The sequence below is a fragment of the Parabacteroides sp. CT06 genome, assembly GCF_002257605.1.
Classification (GTDB): domain Bacteria; phylum Bacteroidota; class Bacteroidia; order Bacteroidales; family Tannerellaceae; genus Parabacteroides; species Parabacteroides distasonis.
The window spans coordinates 2349796-2371536 of the sequence record NZ_CP022754.1 but is presented as its reverse complement, the minus strand read 5'-3'; the positions used below and the strand labels follow the sequence as shown (position 1 = coordinate 2371536).

The window sequence follows — 21741 nt, the reverse complement described above, 5'->3', positions numbered from 1 at the left end:
TAATACAGATAATCAAAGAAATAATACCTATATTTTTTTCCCTCTCTTATCAAATGATTCCGCTCGAAGCGGCTTATTGTTTCTTTTCTATTTCTCATATTTACGAATGTTTCAATCAAGACTAAATTATTGATACTTCATAACTTGCTCACAATCATTGAAACTGACTAAGAAAGAGCATTAAAAGAAGACCGACAGTAAGTACAATATACCTGATACTTAATACCGCCTTGTCTGAATATTTGGCATTATAAATATTGTCTTGAAATTTCTCAAATAATACAAGAGTCCTTTTCTTATTATAATATATGTACACAACAATCCAAGGAAGTATAAAACCGATTATCCATACAATAAGTATTGTTAGTTTGGACATATATGAAAAAAAGAAATCTCCAGTCAAAAAGAATGAGAATATGAAAGATGCGAACATATAAGTTATTGAAATAACTTCCGATAATATACAAGCTGCACCAAAACGTGGGAATTCCTCATTTTTCAAGCAAACTAAATAATATCTATAAAACAAATAGTCAATAATCTTTTTCATGCTTCTATTACTGCTAATGTCACGCTTTGTTAGAAACTCAATTTACTTTGCACGATTGGCTTTTATTTACCCACCATTCCTGTTCTTCTATTTCACGAGCCTTTTGTATCTCGTCCGTTGCCAGAGTCTCATTGTGATAGGCATTATATAGATTTTCCCAACCATTCTTACGATATTTCGGTGATACAACCCATTCGCCTGCATCATTAAACAGGTAGAAGTTTGCAGGAGTATCGGGTATAATCTCATCTACCCAAGAACAGACTTTTGTCAGTCCATTTGCAGATTTCCATTTGCCTCGATATTCAGACAAGTTCCATTTCAGTTCTGCTATTTCATTCCGTCCTTTCTCTATCTGCTGTCCGTTCATCCGATACCCTTGCTTGAAAGCCCCGGAGAATGTACCACTATATCGTTTATCTCCGTATTCCGTAAAGGAGTAATGCCCGTATATGAAACCGTCCACTTTCGTACATTCACTTTTCAGTTGAAAATCAGAAGAAATACTATCTATACAAACCTTTCCCTTAAACGGACAGATTATGGATAATCGGGTACGACTGACACCCTTTATCTCATATTCTCTATTATCCATTTTCCGAACTTTAGTAAAATGAATGTCAATGCGGCTACAATCTTCTCCTAATATGCCAATCATGCTTAAATTGTCAAACAAGCCCGAAAGGTCTTGTCGCAAAATATTCACCTTAGGATTTTGTGAATAAGCTATTCCACAAATCCAAAAGAATAGAAAGATACTAATACTCTGTTTCATATTTTACGAATGAAATATAATTTATTACCATATACTGTCTGTCCATCCCAATTTTCCAAACAGCCACTGTTCCAAAACAAACAAAGCCAAAGGCGTAAATAGGAGCTTTATGATACCGATATGCTTCTTCCCGCCATAGTGTTTCATCAGGGCATCGCATCTCGCTTTGCGGTATCGCAAAAGACAGAAAACGATCGGGAACATTCCCCAGCCATATATGATTGCACGTTTCGCCTCGCTGTTCTCTATATATTCGAACAGAATCGTGAGAAAAGGATATAGGATTAATCCCCAATACCAAATCAGTACACCAAAACCTGATATACGCCAACTACTTTCACCCCATTTGTTTTCATGATAGATTTCCCCCATATAATAGAAATAGTCGAAAAAGTAAAACTTATACTTCTTTATCTGTCGGGGATTGACGAACTCAAAATGATAGCTGCTCTTTTTTATACCTTCACTCATGTCATTATCTATTAAAAAACACTTTCTATATCTTTTGTCATTGTATTCTCTTTTAATTATTGATAATAGTTGACTCGACCTCGTTATAAACTCAATTAAAAGGGTGCATCTTTAACTATTGGACAAACAATAAGTGTATCTTTAGTTACAATTTGCTCATCTTTATTTCGTTTCAAAATCACTTTTCCGGTAAATGTCATTTTATCAATCTTAAATTTTTCAATATCATATTCCAACTGGTTCAGCTCATAGTATATACCAGAGCCGTAACAGTCGAAACACCCTATATATTTCTCTAAAATTCCACTTTTTTTATATATACTTTTCTGCTCATAATAATCACGCAATCCACCTTTATAGAAACGAATAATATACTGCTCATTTTCAGCAATAACATGGTCGAAATTGAACATCATCCACCATAATGGAGGAAATATAACGAATGGTAATATATATACTCCAAAATAAATACGCATACAGACTTTGCTCCATGTAGGCATTTTCTTAGGAACACAGAAAATCAGCACGAAAGGAGTAAGAAAAAACAATAAACGTAGCATATCACCAATACTCCAGCGTATTCGGTCATATATATCTATAAAACTTAATATTATCAATCCTAATATTCCACATAATACATGAATACCAAGAATGATATAAAAGAATTTAGATCTCGTCATATTTCAATCAATACTGTTTATAATGGTTAGCAGGGAACGGCTTGCCGTTATCCTGCGTTGTTAGCTATATTTTAGTCAAAAGCCATGTAGCACAAACAGACTTTTAACAAGATAATTTTCTACTGTCCATACGGCATAATATCCACCTGCACCGTCACTGTTCTGTATGCTGATGAACAGTGAGTTCCCTTTTCCCAATGCCACGACAACATTGTTTTGGTTCGGTTCGTATAGATGTGTTATATATGCTGTTGGGAATTCCAATATTCCGGTAGGATGCTTGATAATGATAGAAGCATATTCTTTATGCGGAATATTACCATCTATGCCTATCAAGTCAGAACAACCGTCAATACTCCGAACAAAACCTGCTTCCAAATCATAAACAATGGCATGTTTTCGTGGATTAAAGTCTTGGAAGTTTATCTTTACAGTTAATGTATCGTTGGCATATACAAGGCATTTATCCGTACTTTGTGGCTGTTTCTTCAACTGTGGCAAATCTGTCAAATAACGGATGCGGCTTTTATGGATTTCTCCTGTATAGGTATTTCCATTCGGGCAAGTCTTGGTTATACCCGTTTCTGCCCCATATTCTACGCTATGCCATTCTTTATGACTCTTTTGTGCATTCCAATCAACAAACACATGATTATCCAATAATTTGCCTATTACTGCTCCACTTGTGCTACGTACATTTACATATCCGTCCGCATCCTGAATGACACCGAAGAAACGCTGTTGTGCTTGTATAGACAAACAAAACAGAAATGCTAATATGTGGAAAATAATCTTTTTCATGCACTCAATTATTATTAATGGTTAGAAAAAACATCATTAGATGCTATCTTTCGTTGTTACTAACTTATTTATAAATCCCCGTCCGGTACATAAACACCCAATCCCGATAAGAGGATAGATTACGCCGCATAAGACTGCAAGTATATTCAATCCCCGTTCATCCCCTGTGAAACCATCTAAACTGACAGCTTGCAATATGAAGTTTGTAATTTGCCAGTCTAATAGACTTTGATCCATATAGATAAAGGCAAACCACAAAAGGATAGAGCAACATTCCAAACCCAACAATAACATTATGGCTTTAGGCTGCATTGCATATAGTTTATAGACCTTGTAAATTACCAGTATATCTATAAGTATAAGCATACTTAAAAGACAATATTCCATAATGCCATATATTCCGAACAGACGACCAAAGCCTAAGTCACCACAAAATAATGTTATGGCTATCAGCAAAACACTGAAAGTTGTCAATGATAGGATAGACCAAACTGTTTTATTCATCTTCATCGTACTATTGTTTATTCTCCTTGTTACCAATTTTTTACTTTTTTATATATATAATCTTGTATATCTGTCTGAATCAAACCTTTTTTACGTACAAGGAACTTATAAACTTTTCCTTCTTCCATAATACATTGCTTATCATCTTCAAAATTAGCCCAGACAAAATGTAATACTTGCCCCGGATAACGTTCTTGTACGGTTGAAGGCATTAGTTCAGGAACAACTTTACAAATTAATGTATCTTGTTTAATCTCCCAATTCCCAGCATGGTAAGTCGTTCCAAAAATATCCCAACTAACCCATTCATCAATCAGTTCAAATGTCCCATCAGCATTTATTTTCATGGTTGCAGCAGACGTTACCGAATAATCGCTATCTTTTTTCTTCCACTTACATTTATATGTACCTACCATTTCGGACTTTCTGATTGTGTCTTTAATAGACAAGTTTGCTATTTTATATTTCTGATGATAATACCAATCATTACAAGACTTTGAGTATCTCCAGATATGGATGTTTTGTGGCAGTGTATCATTCGCTATAAATTCCACCATTTGATAAAAGTAAGGATAGCCTGTTTCAATATGTTTTAGTACCAACGTATCACCAAGTGCACATTTAATGGAAAATTCCGAATCAAATACGATTGGAACCCGTTGTTTAGGATTATGTTTTATGTATAGTTCATACATGAAAGTAGCTTCACAGGCATCCCCATCATATACAATATTTCCGCAGAACAGGATGGAATCCTTCCCAGTTTGCCCCTTTATCATTAGAAACGGGAATAACATTGACAATATAATATAAAAAAATCGCTTCATTATACACTTTTATTGGTAATGATTCGGAAAGGAACACCTTTTAGGGGTTATCTTTCCTTGTTATAAACTTATTTTTCTAATGTATAGGAATAAAGCCAATAGATAAACCAAGTTATATCTCCTGTGAGCAAACATGCGATTCGTTGCTTAAATTTCAAGTCATACTTTTCTTTTTTCAACTGTTTCAATTTCGAGAAAAATTCGCTTGGAAAATAATACCGGTTCAATAAGTAGAATGGTGCAAATGCGAACATAATTAGCATTTCCCACCATTGATAGCTGATGTTTCTGTTCTTCTCATTACGCTTATTGATTTGTGCTTCTTCTGCACGTGCAGCAGCATCCAGCCTTTTCATAAAGGCTTCCTCTTTTTCTTCCATGATATCAGCTATGACCTCATCGTTAACACCACGGTTATACAGTTCCAGCTTTGCTTGTCTGATCTGTTTGTCCGAGTATTCACCTGTTACATTATTGGCGATCATCAATAGTTCGTCTGTCAAGTATTCTTTTATTCTCATATGTTCTCGGTCGTTTATAATGGTTTGACAAGGAGCTGCGTTCAGTAGCTAACTTGGCTTGTTATTGATATATTAATATGTTACAAAAACATCTTTCTTTTTGAGTATTTTTCCACTATTCCCGTCAATGACAAGCATTTTATCTTGCTTCTTTTTGTCTGTATAGTGATATTCCCAAACTTTCTTGCCTTGCCATTTACCTCTATCCAAGATCCGTTTTGAATATTCCTTACTTGCCTTTCGCTTACTATATCTGTCACCGATATACATTGCTTGTTCACAACAAATTGAATATCCTTCTTCGTGATTTATGATTTCGGTTATATTTCCTTGTGAATTAAATTTGTACTCTCTGCCGATTGGTACACTGTTATAATCACTATCAGACATAAATTCAAAGTTACAATACAATAAATTCCTGTCATCATCGTAGGCATATACAGATTTAATGTGATGTTCCTTATCTGTAACTGTACGCAGATATTTTACACCCATTCCGTCCTCGAATTGCATCATTTCTTCAAAAGACCTATCAGAACAACAAATAGTATCTCTATTTCCAACTGCGACATTATAAGCTGCGGTAAGATGTAAATCACGTAGGCTTATTGTATCTGTCAAATGGCACGATACCTTTTTTATTCCATTGATTGTAGTGCAACTTGATAGAAGCAAGAACAGGGCAATATAAAATGCTGTATATCTAAGTACTTGTAACATAATATGCAATTATCAATAATGGTTAGTTAACATCATATTTTGTTCTCATTCCAGTGTACCATATCATATGGATAGTATGGTAGTCCTTTAAGGCTGCTATCATCCAGTCCCAAGATCTTAACCAATGCACCGCTTTCAAAACTCCAATAACCGTCATGCCTGATACCATATTTATGGTCGTCATGCCAAGCACAATCAGAATGACCTCGATACCATTCCTTTTTAAGATACTTCTCTAATTTCTGAATAGACAATTCCTTACTTTGATTGTTGCTGGAAATTATAGACAATGCACTTTGATAAGGAACTGGAAACAATACTGTGTTGGAGCATCTTTCCCAATCGGTTAATCTGTATTTTATTAAAAAATCATACAAGGCATCATTAACATTTTCATTGTCAACCATACTTGATAATATCCTTATATTTTGCTCATCTGTATCTAACATTATTCCAATAGACAACATCCATAACATCTGTACATACATACCGGTAATCGTCCAATGATTTGTTAGCGTTTCTAATAAATCATTGTAATCATATTTTAATACTTCCATATCTTCCCCAACTGAATACTTGGTTAGAAATGAATTCAATTTACATCCAAAAAGCGTAACTGTTTTATTGTAAGCAACATTAGAATTTGGAGCAGAGTATAATTGAATATGTTCTTTCTCTGCATTGATAATTTCCATAATACTACTTTCTAACTGTTTACACCTTTTGGAATATCCAGCAAGTTGTTTCCTATACTGTTCTTCTGTAAAAAGTTTATCTCTTGTTTCCATGTATAGTACACTGTTTTTGATAGTTTCGCAGGGAACGGTTTGCCCATTACCCCACTTCATTAGTGATTTTTACCATAATTCTTCTGCGGAGAAATCACCTAAGAAGAAATATGATAACATAATCATACTGAACAAAATATACATACCTACCGAAAAGCATACTATCAGTGTTATTTTCTTTTCGGTGCTGCATTTTTTCTTTCTCAACAAGAATAGCGACAGCAAAATCGCTAAAAGTATAATAGTCATCGCACATACAATCATATATCTATATTTTGAATTTAGAATTATGCTATTATCACTAATGGGTTAGCTCATCCGTTATCCTGCTTCATCAATAACTTTTTTTCTGTCAATAGATGCGAAAAAACAATTGCTAAGAGCAGATAGGCAACCAACAAACCTTGATAAAACCAATACTCATGAAATTTGCCTATGTCTGCTAAAAAAATCTTTTCGTTTGAACCTTGATGAACCACAAATCTGTATTCATCACAAAACAAATAATATTCAAAACTCATTAGGTAGGTAAGTGCCAATATAGACAAAGCGATAAGGCGTGATATTTTATGATGTAGCCACAAGTCGCTTCCTACGAACAACACTGAAAAGACAGCCCAATACATAGATGCAAGCGAAAAATGCCACCCTGTTCCGTATAAGGGGCTTATAATACCTGTACCTGCATAAAGGCTACTTGCCAATAGTAAGTAATACAATATTATTTTTATAATTCTCATGTTTCGCACTATTGTTACTAATGGGTCAGCAGAAAACAGCTTATCCATTATCCTGCGTTGTTAGCATTACTTTTGTTGTTTCATCCCTTGTAAAAGTAAATTTTCAATCTCCTTTGCACCTGTTTCCTTTGCCAAAGCAAGAGGGGTGATGCCGTTACTATCCTTTACATTAAGATCTGCATGATACTCTAAGAGCAACCGTACCAGTTCAATGTTATTATTGGCAATGGCTTCCATAATCGGATATACTTTGTAAGTGTCGTATGGACTTTGACAACCATTTACATGAATGCCATGCTCCAGCAAGATACGGGCTAACTTTACGTTAGACAATTTGCAAGCGTATGTCAGAAGCGTAAGTCCGTATTCATCACTATATACTCTATCGTTAATATCCTTGTATCGGGTAAGAGCGTATTTTAGCACATCTTCTTTGTTAAAATAGATTGCCGTATAGAGTATATCAAACTCATAACAATCGTTACCCATTGCCATAGGTTCATCTTTTCCTGCAAGTAATCGTTTTATGGTTTCCAGATCATTATTACGGCAAGCAATCCCCAGCGGATAAAGCTGGTAAGCCTCATCCCGTATGGTATCTTGTGACAACGAGGTTGCTTTCATGCTATCCAAATAACCAAACAACGTTGCAAGAAAAAGCAATATCCAATTAACCAGCTGCATAATTTTCATTTGGGAAAACAAGGAAAGCCGCATAAACCGATAACAGGAGATCGCATGTGGCTTTCCTTCCGATTAGGGGATTTTTACGAGAAACGATGCCGGTTGTCAGTCAGCATCATGATCGCACATATGTTGGATAAATACTTTGTTCTTTTCATATTCATCCCCGGTGAGGATAATGGGATCCGCAAGTCCGACAATCTTATATCCCGGAGTGTAAGTAACCAAGATACAATAGAATTCATGTCCTGTTTCATCCTTTTCCACTTGCAGCTGCACAGGCTGATCATTACCGCTGGGCAGATCGCACAGGTACTCAAAATCATGGCGGTTAAAAGCGTCGACAATATCCTCTTTGTCAGTCATGCTACTGATGAACTTTTTGGTCTTGTAACGCTTCACTTCACCACCGCTTTCACGGTTATAGATACTAAGGTCTGCGACCAATGCGGTTAAACCCAAATAGATAGCTCCGACAACACCAACTACCCGTATCAGCCACGAGGGGATAAATGGCAACCATTCGGGAAAAATGACAAGCAATACACATACAGCTGTCAGTACCCAATAAATAATTGGTTTGAACTTGTTCTCACGCTTTTCGAATTTCTCCGGCATGGCATCATAGACCTCTCCGAAATGACTGGGAAAATGTTTTTCCTGATCCATCTTTTCTTCATTTTCTGGTTTCATATTTGTTTCGTTTTTAAGTTTGTTCTTTATTTTGCTCTAAAACTTGACTGCTTCCACGGTGATTCTTCACTCTCCAGCAAGAGTTCTACGATCTCGTATGCCGTTTCACTGTCAACAGGCTCACCATGCCATACACCACGTCCCATGATGAAACTCCGGCCGTATTCCTCCCATGAAGAAAAGTGTTCGAGTGCGATGTCTGCCGCTACCTGCATGATCTGCCACATCTCATCCTCATTCACATAGCCGCAAAGATATGCCCAGCGTCCGAGGTTCACGACCCGCACCAGATCCCATGCAATGACACTGTCCGGCATTTGCCCTTTCGGACACCAGCCGTTTTCAAGCATACTCTCCATTATCAGGCATACATCTCCCATCTTGCTTTCCTCGTCACATCGTTCTTCTTGGGATATATTCTCAATCCTGCGTTTATGGATTTCCGCCAGAGCCTCATCGGCTTCGGCGTGATGTCCCTCTTCCAGTAACCATTTGACAATATCCAATGTGCTCTCCCTGTCTGTGACGTTCCACCAATCTTTAAGTGTGCATTTGATGGTTTCAACATCTTCATCATCGGCCAGCGAGTCTACCTTCTCATCATTGTAAACCAGCATGGGGGCACCGAACGCTAATAGACGTAGCTGTTCTGCATCCAGTTTCCCGGTTTCGGATCTGTTGATAGTCCACCCGTCATCCCCGAAGGCTTCCATCATTTGCGCCATAGCATCGGATGAAGACAACCCTTTACCAAGAGTACCGTCCATTGCTTCCTGCATCATTTGCTGGGCAAATGCCATATTCTGCATACCTGCCTGTGCAACCACTGCCGGATCAACACCGGCAGCTTTAAGCATAGCCTCCTGCTGTGCCTGAATTTCAGCCATATCAGGAACTCCGCTTCCCATCTGGGTCATAATTTGTTCCTGCATACCACCGGGCATTTGAAATCCCGGAATGTTTCCAAACATGGCTTGAGCTTGTTCCATTGCTGATTTTACAGCGGCTTCCTGAGCCGTCTTTGCCATTTCCTCAGGACTTTGAGGATTTGATTTTTCTTTTGTCATACTGTCAATTATTTAATTATGTAAATATGTGTGATATATTATCCTTCTGCTCCTGCTGTCAAAAGCATTTCCACTATTTCGTTATAACCTCGCTCGCCGGCATAATACAATGCCGTCCGTTGAAGATTATCCGCAAGGTTCACGTTCGCCCCGTGTTCCACAAGCAGTGCGGCGAACTCGTTGTTTCCTTCTCTGGCTGCAAGGATAAGGGGTGTTTCCCCATTTTCATTCTGTGCATCCACTTGTGCATTGGTCGCTATCAATTTCCGGCCAATAAACTTGTTTTCCGACCAAACAGCAAAATGCAAGGGAGTATTCCCGTTCAAAAGGGCTTTATTCACTTCTGCACCGGCATCGATCAGTAAGTCTGCTATGATAAGGTTGCCTTTCATACAAGCAATAATCAGTGGCGTTTCTCCTGCATCGTTCGGCGCATTCAGCATATTGCCCGAAGTGGGAAGTAGCATACGGACTGTTTCTGATTGTCCGTTGAAAACCGCCTGATGCAGTGGCGTGTTTCCATGTCCGTCGGTTGTCTCTTTCACCGACAGACATGTCACCACTTCACGTAACCCGTGGGCTGTAGCGTAATCTATAGCTTTATGACCTGTATTGTCTGTTATTTCCGTGTCTGCACCTTGTTCTATCAGAAACAGTGCTGCATCGGTGCGCTTGTTGTCAAGGAGACAAATTAAAGGAGTACGTCCTTCCTTGTCTGTAGCATCCAAATTAGCCCCATATTGGATCAGTTTTCCTATTATTTCCTTGTTCCCACTTCTGGCAGTTGCATGTAAAGGAATTTCCGAAGAGTTATTGGCAATGGAAACATCCGCATCGTTGTCCAGTAGAATAGTCACAATGTCCCTAAATCCTTTCAGGCAAGCATAATACAACGGAGTATTACCCTCCGCATCCCGTTTATTTACATTGATGCCTCCTTTTTTAAGGAATATCTGTACAATGCTTTTCTGTCCGTTGCGACACGCATTCAAAAAAGTCATGTTATTGTCCATACGATTATCAACTATATTTCAATAAAAATTTTACAAGAGTTTCATTGTTCTTTTCCGCTGCAATGTCCAAAGCCATTTTTCCCTCGTTGTTCACGGCGTTCACATCCGGAGTACCGAAGTCTGTCACAAGGGCAGCAGCTTCTTTCGCCCCCCTTATCGAGCTGGCTGCGATATAATGCAACAGGGTATTACCCCATTTGTCCTTGGCGTTTATATCTGCCCCGGCTTCAAGCAGGATTTCAAGTATCTCCGCATCTTCTCCTGTGCAGCTGCGTCCACCATATGGATATGATCGTGGGAAACCTGCGATACGGGGAATATTCCCGTTCCAGAAGCATCCTCCATAGAGGTTCATTGCCGGAGTCTGGCCTTGCATATTGGCGGCATTGACATCAGCCCCGTTCTTCACGAGATAACGGACAGCCCAATTCCCTAATTCACTCCCTGCTCTTCGGCAAGCAACGGATAATGCCGTGTTACCCTCTTTATCGGCTGGGGACTCTGGATTCCACCCGCACTCTGTCAGGCATTGGAGGAAATGCAAGCATTCCTCCTTATTTTCTGTGCAGCATTTTTTTTCATTCATCCATACGGCAAAAGCAGTCCGCTCTTCCGAGTCCTTGAAATTCGGATCAGCACCGCCCCTGAGCAACATTTCCGCTGCTGGGTAGTTATTCCATGACAAAGCGCATCCCAAGGGGGATTTGCCCTGAAAGTCGGATAGATTTTTATCCTCGCAGACGGTCTGAGTCTCTACACCGGAACGTAGCAGGGCATCCCATGCCGCTTCGTCCTTGTACCACAATGCCTGAAAGATGTCCAACCCTCCGGCAAGAGCGGCAAGCTCGTCCGTCTCGGGATCTTGCCCCGACAACAATGCTCCGATTTTTCGGGCACCGTTTTCTGAGGCTATGTCAAAAGGCATCTTTCCGCTGTCGTTCTTTTCCTCTGGGTCTATCTGCCCGTTTTCCAGAATCAGTCTTGCCGTGTGGCAACACTGCCTGTCCGCCTCCCGCAGGTTTTCCAATTCATCAACTGTCTCCTGTTTGGATTTTTCCGAGTACCACCGTTCAGAAAAGTCTGCTATCCGTCTTTCTGTACGCCTGATGTCGTCCGCGATGAGTCCGGCAGATAGACAGAGGACGTGCAACACATTGTCACCGCCCGGACCGGTAGAATCGATACGGTTTCCCGATTCCAAGAGAATATCAGCCATCAGGAAGTGGCGGTTGCGTACCGCTTCTATCAAGGCGGTTGTATCCTTGCCTGACCGTGGCACTCTTGCCCCCTTGGAAAGCAGCAGTCCGGCAATATCGGCAAAGACGGCATCGTTCAGACAAGGGTTGCATCTTGCCAGAACGCACAATGGTGTGTCGCCGTCATCATTTTTTACATTGACATCCATACCTCTGTCCAGCAGTATGCCTACTGCGGTTATGTCTGCAAAATAGCAGGCTGTATGCAGAGAAGTATTGTTTTTGTGGGTTTCGTCCCGACTATCAAGCGGAACATCCCAATACGCATCGTGTAAATCGGACTCCTTAGCTCTGAATGCGTGCAGATTATATATCTCTTTACAAGTCATTGTTCCCAATTTTTAAGATTAGTTCTTCAATATGCCGGTACTTGCCCCCCAGACGCCCGGAAATAGCCTTGACTTCACTATACAAATGCAATTTGAATGCGGTTTCCGCTTTTAAGCGCAGCAGTTGCCTGTATGCCAAAGATACCGGAATACCGTGCGGCATGGGATAAAAAGGATGCCCTTCATCATAATCATAACGAAGGAATGCTTCGGGTAACTCTGCCATGCGGATAACATCCCCACCGGACATAAGCCGTTCCGCCTCACAAAGCAATCTGTAACATTCATCATGCCATTTTACCATGAAGCAACATAGCGCCTTGTTGTACAACAGCCTGAAATCCTTGTTCGGAATGCGGTTGAAACACAAATAAGCGGCAGGGAAAGCCTTGCAGGACAGAAGTGACATTCCGGCAGAGAACAGCTCTTCCACTTCGCCGTCGGTTATCTTTGGTGTATTGACAAACAGTGTCATGGGCAAACAGGATTATTGTTCTATTTCAACTTCACCGGCTTCATTAGTTTCAAACGGCACGGTGTAATAGTTCGTCCAAACGTGTCTTCCCCTGACCTCCTTTTGTTCGTCCTTTTTGATAAAATTGAGTTCGAACATCTGGCGCAATTGCCGATACTCCTTTTTTTTGTCATCACCCCATTTCTTCCAATGGTCTTCGTAATCTTTGGGGACGGGACGCATATACAGCATATATTTTTCTACCGATTTGAACTCATATTGTTCGCCTTCTTCCTGAAGGATTACCAATTCACCGCCACTGGCAATATTGTGCCGTATTTCCTCGGCATTCATTCCGTCAATCTCAATGGCTGTAGTATATTTATAAGAATTTGATGCGAATTTTCCTTTTCTCGGTTCTTCGGGTACAAATTCACCATCCGTATAATTAATGGTCAAATTATAGTCATTGTCCTTCTTGTCGATGTAATCTACGCTGATTTGGCTCAATACGTTTTCCAATTTGCGTTCTTGCCTATCTTCTTTCCATTCTATGCGGTAAATTTTACATTCGTTTATATCCACATGTTTTTTTACAAGTTCCTTTACTTTAGCTACACCTTCATCGGAAGCCATTGTACAATCATTTGCAGATGAACAGGAAGAGATAAAAATTGCTATGACCAATGTCATAAACAGGTTCTTCAATAATTTTGCATTCATAATTTTTCAAATTGTTTTTATTAATAAATAAGGAATTAATTAGCTGAATAAAGATCGAAATTCTTCGGAATGTCAAAGAATGTCATTATAAGCAGTAATACACCGCCAATAATCAAAATCGTGGAAAAGACTTCTGGAGAGAGGATGACTGCCCGCCTGATACGTAACCCAAAAGGATAAATCAAAGGTACGACGACCATACCTATCCCAAATGCCAAGTTTGACCATTGGTTTGTCAGTGCACTTTGAGGAGTGTAACTGAAAGTTTTATGCACACTCGTGAATTTTTCGGTTGTTTTTGTTGGTTCCATACTGTTTTATATTTTTAAAGTTGATGTAATCAGCGCATCTGTTATCAGGATATTCTCTGAAATACAAGAAATATTTTTTAATGCAGCTTTCGCTTCCGTTATGCTTCCACTTTCCACTTGTGAGGAGATCCATTTCTTAATTTTCGGGAATACGGTATATTCCGTGACTTCCCAATCAGGAACGCAGCAGCGGATCAATGTGTCAAACACGAAATCGCGAATGCCCTTCTTAGCCATTGTTTCGCAAAACCGCTTCATATTCAACTTTTCATAACCGAGAAGCACACAGCCCGAATACACGGAAAGCATGTCTGATGCCTTGACAGAGCCGTACTCACTACATTTTATCGCCGCCTCTGTCAGAGGTAGGAGCAGGCTCGTTTTTAGATAACGCACGCTCCTGCCCATAGAATACCCGGCTTCAAGAGCACGGACTACGTGGGAAAGGAAAGTTCCGCAGGTTTCAGCTGACGTAAAGGCTTCCTCTGGCTGTTGGCCAAAGGATTTGTTCACAAGCCGATTCCTTTCCATGAACGCCGCCTGCATATTTTCAACCATCGCATCCCGATAATGTTGCCAAGTGTACTTTCGGTTTCGGCTATTGGCAAATGTGATTTCCATATATCCTTCCGATGCGGACGTCATTATTTCCAGTTCTCCGCTACGGATTGCCATGCCGGATTTTCGGTTCCACCTGATACCCTCCACTACAATTTCGCCGCAGAACACACCGGTCGGGGCAGGAAGGTTTCTAACAGATTCCTTGTTTTCCGTCACCCATAGATAGATGGCAGAAATGTTATAGGCGTTCTCTTCGTTCCGGACGGCAGACACCCCGGCATTGTCCCAGACGAGGAACCCCCGTTTGTCATACTGCACAGTCTTGCCTTTGTCATCCTGCATCGTCCGATGCGTGAATATGATTCTCTCTTTGCCGAAAATGTGTACCATAGCTGTATAGGATAAAGGCAGGGAAACCTGTCGCCCGTTGATCTTCAATAAGCCTTCTGTAATCTCTATACCTTCCGAACCCCGTGTGTCAGTGATTTCTGTCGATCCGTCCTTGTTATTTCCCGCCGGACGTGTTTTTTTGGCAGGTGAATGGACGGACGAAGACTCGGTAAACGGAGGTGCGAGCATCAGGCTGGTATCCTCCGACAAGGGAGGCAACTCATAGTCTGTATCGGGATAAGGATTCGGATAGTTGAGCCAATATCCCATTTTTCTCGGACGGCTTGTCGTGCATAGGAAATTCCAGAAATCTTCCGCTCTACATAGCACGTCACCCACATCGTCAAGGGTATTCACGATGATAGTACCGTCAGGCAACGCATGAAGGGACTTAAATAATTCATCCCCCAATACTCCGGGACGGAGGCGCATGACTTCGTTCGTCTTTCGGTTCCAGAGACGGGCATAGTCGGTACGGTTGCCGTTCAAATCGCTTTCCACCAGCACCCACTCTTTATGAAATTCACGCAGGTTGAACGAACCGTCTCCCGTGTGGAGAGGGGCGATCCGGCATCTCTGTGTCGCCATATCCAGATCGAGTAATCCCGATTCAAGCCATATCCCGCTGTTACCTCTTGCCGTGTATTGCCTCAGTAGTAGAATATGTGTCGTATTCGGTACAGGGATGCTGCCGTCACGGAATGTATCGTAGTCGGACATGGAGAATGGCATCATAGTATAGTTTCCCTTGTCGTCATATCGGATGATTCTTGACCGGCTGTATTCCCCCATGATGATATACAGCGTTCCCTTCCCGTCTGTACTGAAACTTGGGGCATACTTCATGCCTTCCGGCAGCATAATCCTGCTTACATACCTGACTCCCCGTTCCGTCATTGTGTGGACAATGGCGCTATGAACATCGCCTAAACAGAGATAACGCCCGCACCATCGGAATTCATACCTTCCTTCAACGGACAAATCACACATGCGTGGCCATTTCTCCGCCTCCAACGGATTCTTTCCGCCAATAGGCATTTCTCCCCAAGAGGTTGAGTATAATGCGGCATAGAAGTCCAGTTCCTCTGAATATATGAAACTGTGGATTCTCTTCATTTTCAATTTTACCGGCTGAAGGGGTGTCATACGCAAATCCACGACGAATGTTCCCTGCCACTCATCCACGTTATCCGGTCTCCATTCCCCATAAGCGAAATAACCTGCAAAACCTCTTGTGATATAGATGATTCCATCATCCGGCCACTCCATTCTTTCACGAGGCATCTGCTTGCGCAGCTTTATGGTTCTTGCCTTCATTCCGAAATCATAACGGGATTGTTTGAATTGACTGCAATACTGCCCGTATTTGCGGCATTTCTCCTCAAAGGCTGACATTTCCGCCTGTGGGAGCAATGCCAGCAAGTAAATCTCATCCCCGTCCAGATCATAGAGTGCATACCCGTATGCGGTAAGTTCCTGTCCCAAGGCTGCGATACCCATCTCGTGAGAAAAGCAGGAATACTGTGTCACAACTTCATCGAAACGCTTGTCTTTCAGTATGGGTATTCCTTCACTCCATTTCTCCCTTATCTCATTCAGTGTGTCACCTATATCTCCTTCGCTTTTGAGTATGCCGAGAGCTTGGTTACATATCTCTTCCATTTGGTCGTGCTCGTATGCCACCATCTCATTCCTTATCCACTCTTGTATTGCGTTCCTTGAAATCCCCTTAGAAGCATATATTCGGGTCGGGACTTTTGAAAACCGTATATCGAAACTTGACAGCCTGTGCATCAGGATAACAAGTTGTTCCGGCGTATAGTGTTCATCCATCATCAGCCATTCTCTATCGTGCAGGAGATAGCCGTCTTTTTCATTCCATTGTCCATGAATAGTATTGTCCCTGTTACTCACATGAATCCGAAAGCTCGTGAACCGTGTATAGTCGCCATAGACTGTTTGCGGCCCGAACAGCTCGACACTCAGGATGAACCATGCCTTCCTTTCCGCTTCATGCTCTGGCATGAAGAACATTTCTCCATTGGAAGTGAAATAGAATGAGATAGACCATTCAAAAATGTCAGGGTATGGGATGCCTGCCTTTGCCAGCCACTTTGTCGACTCAAGACCCGGAATTATTTTCTGATAGTAGCTGGCAAGCTCTTGGTTCAGTCTGTGCAGATGTTCCTGCTCTGGCAGAAGCAACAGAATACGGTACAGCACATGGAGATCTCCCGGTCCCTGTTCCATGAGGGTATGGGCAAGTTCCGACAGGCAGGCGATAGCACAAGCATCCGAGGACTGGGCGAGCAAGGCTACACAATACCAGAATTTTACAATGTCATAATTGTAAATTCCGGTTATGCGGTAATTCTCCTTTTCCGATGGAGTGGAAGGTATGCAGGAATACTCCTGAATGACATCTGCCACGATACGGACAAGCTCGCTGTCCTCCGTATAAATTTTCATCCGATCTGTTTCTTTCTTGTCCGTGGGGGCATGAATGTATGAAGCAAGGGCAGAATTTAGTCTCTTTATCTTGTCGGACAATACATTGTCGCATTCGGAAGGTACAGGTATATATATCATTTTATTACTACCTGTATGAAAAGGAATGACTTCCTTCATCGGATTTTCGTATATGGAAAGAACCATATCCAGATACCAGTTCCAGTACTCCCTGCGCTTATCCGTGTCACCTTCATCCCCTTGGGCAAAAGGACTTCCACCGGAATAGGCTGCCGACCCGATGAAATCAGGACTCCAGCTTTCAGGATCGAAGTCACCATCATCTTCCCCACGATAATCTTCTATTTCCAGCATGTAAACCGTGTTGTAATATACGGTATATCCGAGCATCACGATGGCCCAGTTCACGAATGTATCTATCTCTGTAGGATTATTCTCCACATGAAGCCTCAGCTTTTCCGTTTCTTTCAGGATATCTTCAACAGACTCTTTCTTTCGGTACAGATAATCGTTTATCCGGGAAAGCAACTGCACATTGTCCTTATTCTGACGTCCGATGAAAGAACAGGCTTTCTTACAGCACTCGCACAGGATTTTTTGCACAGAGAGTATATCGCCGATCTGTTTCATCAGATCGACCCGCAGGGATAGAGGTAAATGCCCTGTACTACTTTGATCGAGCTTCTCTTTTAGCCTTTTTATACTTTCTTTCATCATTTCTCTGTTTATTGAATGGGATTGGTAATGATTGGGAAAGGAACATCGCTTAGGGGTTAACTTTCCTTGTTACCAATGAATTTACTTTTATATATGGTGTACTCTACTGTGTAAGTAGCCAGCTTCACGCCTAAGAACATACCTACAAGCAGTATATATGCTACAAAACAAAAATGATTATACAGGAGATCTGTTAAGAAGACAGGTATCAATAAGGCTATGATGGTAACGTTCTGAAACCACTTCTGCACTTTCAATAATTGGTTAATGTATAAATGACTCCCTATGTAACTGAAACCCCATTTATAATTATGCCGTTTCAGATAAGACAATGAAAACCACAGTCCTACAAGTAAAGCCATAAGGGCTACTCGCCACCATGCTCCCATGTATGGGAACATACCCTTTAAGAAGGTCAGCAAAACAATGCCTATTATGCTACATTCATATACTATCCTTACTTTTGTTACATTATTCATATATATACGCTATTTGTTGGTAATGATTGGGTGAGAAACAGCGTTTAGCTGTTATCGCTACCTTGTCATAAACTTATCTTATTCCTTTCAATTCTTCTTTCATTCTTCCTTTTAGATGAAAGTAAGCCAGCACGCCCAAAACATTGAATAATGCAGTCTCATCTTCATCGCGCCCTAATGCCTTATAGAATTTTGCAACATTCTGATAAGCCATAATTAAAAAGATTAAATAGACAACAGCCAAAATTCCCCCACTAAATATAAGCGTACAAATGCCTATCAATGAATTTCTCTTGTATGCTTTGTATTGTTTTTCAGCTTCATCATAATCGTGGTTTGTTAAATAGCCAAATTGTTGCAGATCCTCTCTGTTCCAACCTCTCTCTCCTAATAAATTGATAGCATAATCACGAAGTTCATCATCATAGCCATAACGCTTATAATTTTTCACTACGTCTATTAGTTTGTCATTGTCAAACTTATTTAGAATGTCAAAATCTTCCATACAACTTTATTTTATTGGTGATAATGGTTGGAAAGGAGCATCGACCGGATACTGTCTTTCGTTGTAGAGATATTATTATCCTTTCCTGCTTGGGAACATGGAACAAAAGTTGCCTTTATAATTCGATTATTACAGTTAAATGGCACATAAGTTACCTTACTGTCAATACTTAACGTATCGCTTGATTGTTTCAAGTAGGAGTGTTCATTTCGTAATAAGACTTCCGCTCTTGAAAAGTCCACAGAACTGTATATCGGATAGAAACCGAAAAAACAAGTAGGTGTTATGTAAGCAATTTGACTTTTATAGTCAAAGAATAAAAAACGATTTCCGTCTGCCACATTATCATACACGGCAAAGCAATCAAATTTTCTTATTCCATTGATTGTATAGCTTTGCACGAAGTCTATACTACTATCATCTACCGCTTTCAACTCAAAAACAATATTCTTTTTACCTTGCTGATTAAAACATAGTCTATATTGAATTTCAAACTCTGTTTTTTCTGTTTCTATATAAAGGGTATCTTGTTCAGTCAAAGAATAATACTTTGCTGAATTTTGTTCCACATAGCCGTTTTTCGCTATAACATAGCTAAATGGGAAAAAGAATGAACAATACAATACAACTATTCTCATATCTGATATATTTAATAGTTCAGCAGGGAACGGCTTTTCCGTTATCCTGCTTCGTTAATAATTCTTTTCTTTTCAATAGATATGAAATGCCTATTGCCAAGAACAAATAAATAACAAGAATTTGGCTCGCCAACCATACAAAAATGAAATCATCAATATTGGGTGGAAGATATGCGTCATACGGGGAATATTTAAGTCCACTCCAATGTTCTTGCAATTCTTCTATTTTGAAATAGTAGGTATAAGACCATATATTGAAACACAATAGAATGGTTATCAAAATCGCTCTCAAGGCTATTTTATGCAAAACAATATCTAAGATTACAAACAATAACAATGCTACTTTTAACAAGAACGCTTGTAAAAATGGGGTGAAATCCATTGCTCCATTTGTATCTCTTATACAGATAGACCACCTTAAAATACCTACTATTATTCCGAATAGTAGAAAATAGACTGTATGATATATCTTATTTTTTATGTTCATCTTTAAGTTGTTATTAATGGTTAGAAAGGAGAATCGTTAGATGCTATCTTTCGTTGTTAGCAACCTATTTGAAATAATTAATCAATTTATTGTTATTAGGAATATTCCCAGTATGCCACAAATAGATTTGTGACTTTATTACCTTCAATTTTCCCATAAACATATATACAGCCAGCCATGAAAACGGAAATATCTTTCATGCAAATTTCGTTGATTTGAAAAATGAATCTATTTCCATCTTTAACCACTTTACTATCATTATCTAATCCCCATTGAATAGGCATTACGTTACCCCCAAATTTGATTGCACAATTTTTTCAGGCATATCTTTTTCTGTACCCATCTCGTATATTGAATAAATTTCATCTATTTCGGGGTGTTTATATCTATCACTTTTGCTTTGACTACTTAATTCATGTTCAACCAACAACAATTTACAATCGGGATATGTGTTATATTCCAATGCAACATCAAATTCCGGAGTGAAAATAGATATTTGCTTATTGGGACTTAAAGGATTTTGAAATGTTAGATAAAAATAGACATTGTCTTTTTTAGATAAATTCTTATCATCAAAGCAAGCTGGAGCATTTCCACCAACCCAACCAAAGCATTCTTTTTGGTATTCACCAATACCGTAATATATTGCATTTTCTCTTGTTTTAAGTATTCTTTCTATATCCATAATAACGATAATGATTTGATTGTTGTTAATGGGATAGCAGGGAACGGCTTGCCGTTACCCTGCTTCGTTAACATCATATTGTACGCATTATTCAGCTTCGTTTGGGTTACCGACCTGTCTTTTCTCTACGACCCGAACAAGCTGATATTTGTATATGCTACCGTCTGCTGGTGGATTTGCCAAAGTTGTCTTATTGACACGCAAATCGTATTCATAGCCTTTCTCATATTCGAAGCCCTGAATACTGCAGAATGCCAAAGGACGATATTCATCCTCTCCCTGCTCCTTGACGAGCATACATTCTATCGGAAATTCTCCTTCCGAATCAAATAAATCATACATAATTCCAGTTTCAGAAGAAACATACATCGTTACTTCTTTTGTGATGTCCTTTGGCTCATCTTCATTCATGCAAGCTGTCAGCCCGAATATTGTAACAAAGGCTATCAGCAGCGTTACTAAATAAATTTTCGTTCTCATACTTATTAGTGTTATTGATGTTAATGGGATAGCGTGGAACGCTGTAAGGCGTTATCACGCTTCGTTAGTAACTTATTTAATCTCCAGTAATTCTTATCTTAGATATATTTTGCTGATTTATACAATTCACTATTCGCTCAATCTCCTTACTATAAGGAGATTTTTTTCTAATTTCTTTTAGTTCCTCAATGAAAGAGGATATTTCTATACCTGAAAGTTGTATGTTCGTTTTATAGTAATCTTGTACACGGAATATAGTCCGAAATCGTCCTTTATCTAAATTTGCAAGATTGAACAACCAATAATGTAAGTCTTCGCTAATTTCAGACTTATTCATACATATTCCGTCATTGTTATAAATCAAAATATCTAAGCCCATACAAGAATTGCTAAATTGTTACTAATGTATTTATAAGAGCCTCG

Annotated in this window: 24 protein-coding genes and 1 pseudogene; all 25 read right to left on the bottom strand. The window is 39.7% G+C overall.

The features are described 5' to 3' along the window. Positions 1 to 587 precede the first annotated feature (587 nt). On the bottom strand, positions 588 to 1325 hold the full coding sequence (locus CI960_RS10280; RefSeq protein ID WP_036617867.1) for a hypothetical protein: 738 nt from the start codon (positions 1323 to 1325) through the stop codon (positions 588 to 590). A gap of 24 nt (positions 1326 to 1349) precedes the next feature. Beyond that, positions 1350 to 1796: a hypothetical protein gene (locus CI960_RS10275; RefSeq protein WP_036617859.1), complete on the bottom strand. Its 447-nt coding sequence runs from the start codon at positions 1794 to 1796 to the stop codon at positions 1350 to 1352. A gap of 95 nt (positions 1797 to 1891) precedes the next feature. Next, positions 1892 to 2476, bottom strand: a complete 585-nt coding sequence (locus tag CI960_RS10270; protein WP_051635715.1) for a hypothetical protein — start codon at positions 2474 to 2476, stop codon at positions 1892 to 1894. Between the two features lie 75 nt (positions 2477 to 2551). Continuing rightward, positions 2552 to 3277, bottom strand: a complete 726-nt coding sequence (locus tag CI960_RS10265) for a hypothetical protein (protein WP_024986802.1) — start codon at positions 3275 to 3277, stop codon at positions 2552 to 2554. Positions 3278 to 3313: 36 nt separating this feature from the next. Further along, complete coding sequence (locus tag CI960_RS10260; RefSeq protein ID WP_036617888.1) at positions 3314 to 3781, bottom strand: hypothetical protein; 468 nt, start codon at positions 3779 to 3781, stop codon at positions 3314 to 3316. Between the two features lie 29 nt (positions 3782 to 3810). After that, a complete protein-coding gene (locus CI960_RS10255; RefSeq protein WP_036617856.1) occupies positions 3811 to 4608 on the bottom strand; it encodes a hypothetical protein in 798 nt (265 codons plus the stop codon). 68 nt (positions 4609 to 4676) lie between these two features. Then, positions 4677 to 5129, bottom strand: coding sequence for a hypothetical protein (locus CI960_RS10250; RefSeq protein ID WP_024986799.1), 453 nt, complete (start codon positions 5127 to 5129; stop codon positions 4677 to 4679). A 72-nt stretch (positions 5130 to 5201) separates the two neighbouring features. Next, on the bottom strand, positions 5202 to 5849 hold the full coding sequence (locus tag CI960_RS10245; protein WP_036653193.1) for a hypothetical protein: 648 nt from the start codon (positions 5847 to 5849) through the stop codon (positions 5202 to 5204). 32 nt (positions 5850 to 5881) lie between these two features. Then, the gene (locus CI960_RS10240) at positions 5882 to 6637 is read right to left on the bottom strand and encodes a PoNi-like cognate immunity protein (RefSeq protein WP_036617852.1); all 756 of its coding nucleotides are present in this window, start codon (positions 6635 to 6637) and stop codon (positions 5882 to 5884) included. 314 nt (positions 6638 to 6951) lie between these two features. After that, positions 6952 to 7425, bottom strand: coding sequence for a hypothetical protein (locus CI960_RS10230; protein WP_227225853.1), 474 nt, complete (start codon positions 7423 to 7425; stop codon positions 6952 to 6954). Between the two features lie 18 nt (positions 7426 to 7443). Next, positions 7444 to 8061 carry an ankyrin repeat domain-containing protein gene (locus CI960_RS10225; RefSeq protein ID WP_036617847.1) on the bottom strand — a complete coding sequence of 206 codons (618 nt, stop codon included), beginning with the start codon at positions 8059 to 8061 and terminating at the stop codon, positions 7444 to 7446. Between the two features lie 105 nt (positions 8062 to 8166). Continuing rightward, positions 8167 to 8754, bottom strand: coding sequence for a hypothetical protein (locus tag CI960_RS10220; protein WP_051635714.1), 588 nt, complete (start codon positions 8752 to 8754; stop codon positions 8167 to 8169). 26 nt (positions 8755 to 8780) lie between these two features. Next, positions 8781 to 9821, bottom strand: a complete 1041-nt coding sequence (locus CI960_RS10215) for a DUF1266 domain-containing protein (RefSeq protein ID WP_036651038.1) — start codon at positions 9819 to 9821, stop codon at positions 8781 to 8783. A gap of 38 nt (positions 9822 to 9859) precedes the next feature. Further along, positions 9860 to 10834 carry an ankyrin repeat domain-containing protein gene (locus tag CI960_RS10210; RefSeq protein WP_036617843.1) on the bottom strand — a complete coding sequence of 325 codons (975 nt, stop codon included), beginning with the start codon at positions 10832 to 10834 and terminating at the stop codon, positions 9860 to 9862. A gap of 7 nt (positions 10835 to 10841) precedes the next feature. Beyond that, the gene (locus CI960_RS10205; protein WP_036617840.1) at positions 10842 to 12419 is read right to left on the bottom strand and encodes an ankyrin repeat domain-containing protein; all 1578 of its coding nucleotides are present in this window, start codon (positions 12417 to 12419) and stop codon (positions 10842 to 10844) included. Further along, a complete protein-coding gene (locus CI960_RS10200) occupies positions 12409 to 12894 on the bottom strand; it encodes a hypothetical protein (RefSeq protein ID WP_051635713.1) in 486 nt (161 codons plus the stop codon). Before CI960_RS10200 ends, CI960_RS10205 begins: the two co-directional genes overlap by 11 nt. 12 nt (positions 12895 to 12906) lie before the next feature. Further along, the gene (locus CI960_RS10195) at positions 12907 to 13596 is read right to left on the bottom strand and encodes a hypothetical protein (RefSeq protein ID WP_036617838.1); all 690 of its coding nucleotides are present in this window, start codon (positions 13594 to 13596) and stop codon (positions 12907 to 12909) included. Between the two features lie 35 nt (positions 13597 to 13631). Next, positions 13632 to 13907, bottom strand: a complete 276-nt coding sequence (locus CI960_RS10190; RefSeq protein ID WP_230319812.1) for a hypothetical protein — start codon at positions 13905 to 13907, stop codon at positions 13632 to 13634. 6 nt (positions 13908 to 13913) lie between these two features. Then, positions 13914 to 18044 (bottom strand): Imm5 family immunity protein, encoded by a 4131-nt coding sequence (locus CI960_RS10185; RefSeq protein ID WP_051635712.1) that lies wholly within the window; start codon positions 18042 to 18044, stop codon positions 13914 to 13916. A 552-nt stretch (positions 18045 to 18596) separates the two neighbouring features. After that, positions 18597 to 19028: a hypothetical protein gene (locus CI960_RS10175; protein ID WP_036617834.1), complete on the bottom strand. Its 432-nt coding sequence runs from the start codon at positions 19026 to 19028 to the stop codon at positions 18597 to 18599. Between the two features lie 11 nt (positions 19029 to 19039). Continuing rightward, a complete protein-coding gene (locus tag CI960_RS10170; RefSeq protein ID WP_024986787.1) occupies positions 19040 to 19666 on the bottom strand; it encodes a hypothetical protein in 627 nt (208 codons plus the stop codon). Positions 19667 to 19685: 19 nt separating this feature from the next. After that, positions 19686 to 20153 (bottom strand): hypothetical protein, encoded by a 468-nt coding sequence (locus CI960_RS10165; RefSeq protein WP_024986786.1) that lies wholly within the window; start codon positions 20151 to 20153, stop codon positions 19686 to 19688. A gap of 95 nt (positions 20154 to 20248) precedes the next feature. After that, positions 20249 to 20838, bottom strand: a pseudogene (locus CI960_RS10160) (hypothetical protein). 87 nt (positions 20839 to 20925) lie between these two features. After that, on the bottom strand, positions 20926 to 21318 hold the full coding sequence (locus CI960_RS10155; protein ID WP_051635711.1) for a DUF4377 domain-containing protein: 393 nt from the start codon (positions 21316 to 21318) through the stop codon (positions 20926 to 20928). Positions 21319 to 21394: 76 nt separating this feature from the next. Further along, positions 21395 to 21697 carry a hypothetical protein gene (locus CI960_RS10150; protein WP_024986783.1) on the bottom strand — a complete coding sequence of 101 codons (303 nt, stop codon included), beginning with the start codon at positions 21695 to 21697 and terminating at the stop codon, positions 21395 to 21397. Between the last annotated feature and the right edge of the window lie 44 nt (positions 21698 to 21741).

What these genes read in the sequence shown, in the direction of transcription:
- CI960_RS10190 (WP_230319812.1), bottom strand. Translation starts at nt 13,907, where the DNA reads ATGGAACCAACAAAAACAACCGAAAAATTCACGAGTGTGCATAAAACT.
- CI960_RS10270 (WP_051635715.1), bottom strand. Translation starts at nt 2,476, where the DNA reads ATGACGAGATCTAAATTCTTTTATATCATTCTTGGTATTCATGTATTA.
- CI960_RS10260 (WP_036617888.1), bottom strand. Translation starts at nt 3,781, where the DNA reads ATGAATAAAACAGTTTGGTCTATCCTATCATTGACAACTTTCAGTGTT.
- CI960_RS10275 (WP_036617859.1), bottom strand. Translation starts at nt 1,796, where the DNA reads ATGAGTGAAGGTATAAAAAAGAGCAGCTATCATTTTGAGTTCGTCAAT.
- CI960_RS10215 (WP_036651038.1), bottom strand. Translation starts at nt 9,821, where the DNA reads ATGACAAAAGAAAAATCAAATCCTCAAAGTCCTGAGGAAATGGCAAAG.
- CI960_RS10205 (WP_036617840.1), bottom strand. Translation starts at nt 12,419, where the DNA reads ATGACTTGTAAAGAGATATATAATCTGCACGCATTCAGAGCTAAGGAG.
- CI960_RS10220 (WP_051635714.1), bottom strand. Translation starts at nt 8,754, where the DNA reads ATGAAACCAGAAAATGAAGAAAAGATGGATCAGGAAAAACATTTTCCC.
- CI960_RS10230 (WP_227225853.1), bottom strand. Translation starts at nt 7,425, where the DNA reads ATGGATAAGCTGTTTTCTGCTGACCCATTAGTAACAATAGTGCGAAAC.
- CI960_RS10185 (WP_051635712.1), bottom strand. Translation starts at nt 18,044, where the DNA reads ATGATGAAAGAAAGTATAAAAAGGCTAAAAGAGAAGCTCGATCAAAGT.
- CI960_RS10250 (WP_024986799.1), bottom strand. Translation starts at nt 5,129, where the DNA reads ATGAGAATAAAAGAATACTTGACAGACGAACTATTGATGATCGCCAAT.
- CI960_RS10175 (WP_036617834.1), bottom strand. Translation starts at nt 19,028, where the DNA reads ATGGAAGATTTTGACATTCTAAATAAGTTTGACAATGACAAACTAATA.
- CI960_RS10255 (WP_036617856.1), bottom strand. Translation starts at nt 4,608, where the DNA reads ATGAAGCGATTTTTTTATATTATATTGTCAATGTTATTCCCGTTTCTA.
- CI960_RS10195 (WP_036617838.1), bottom strand. Translation starts at nt 13,596, where the DNA reads ATGAATGCAAAATTATTGAAGAACCTGTTTATGACATTGGTCATAGCA.
- CI960_RS10245 (WP_036653193.1), bottom strand. Translation starts at nt 5,849, where the DNA reads ATGTTACAAGTACTTAGATATACAGCATTTTATATTGCCCTGTTCTTG.
- CI960_RS10150 (WP_024986783.1), bottom strand. Translation starts at nt 21,697, where the DNA reads ATGGGCTTAGATATTTTGATTTATAACAATGACGGAATATGTATGAAT.
- CI960_RS10165 (WP_024986786.1), bottom strand. Translation starts at nt 20,153, where the DNA reads ATGAACATAAAAAATAAGATATATCATACAGTCTATTTTCTACTATTC.
- CI960_RS10225 (WP_036617847.1), bottom strand. Translation starts at nt 8,061, where the DNA reads ATGCAGCTGGTTAATTGGATATTGCTTTTTCTTGCAACGTTGTTTGGT.
- CI960_RS10200 (WP_051635713.1), bottom strand. Translation starts at nt 12,894, where the DNA reads ATGACACTGTTTGTCAATACACCAAAGATAACCGACGGCGAAGTGGAA.
- CI960_RS10280 (WP_036617867.1), bottom strand. Translation starts at nt 1,325, where the DNA reads ATGAAACAGAGTATTAGTATCTTTCTATTCTTTTGGATTTGTGGAATA.
- CI960_RS10210 (WP_036617843.1), bottom strand. Translation starts at nt 10,834, where the DNA reads ATGGACAATAACATGACTTTTTTGAATGCGTGTCGCAACGGACAGAAA.
- CI960_RS10240 (WP_036617852.1), bottom strand. Translation starts at nt 6,637, where the DNA reads ATGGAAACAAGAGATAAACTTTTTACAGAAGAACAGTATAGGAAACAA.
- CI960_RS10170 (WP_024986787.1), bottom strand. Translation starts at nt 19,666, where the DNA reads ATGAGAATAGTTGTATTGTATTGTTCATTCTTTTTCCCATTTAGCTAT.
- CI960_RS10265 (WP_024986802.1), bottom strand. Translation starts at nt 3,277, where the DNA reads ATGAAAAAGATTATTTTCCACATATTAGCATTTCTGTTTTGTTTGTCT.
- CI960_RS10155 (WP_051635711.1), bottom strand. Translation starts at nt 21,318, where the DNA reads ATGAGAACGAAAATTTATTTAGTAACGCTGCTGATAGCCTTTGTTACA.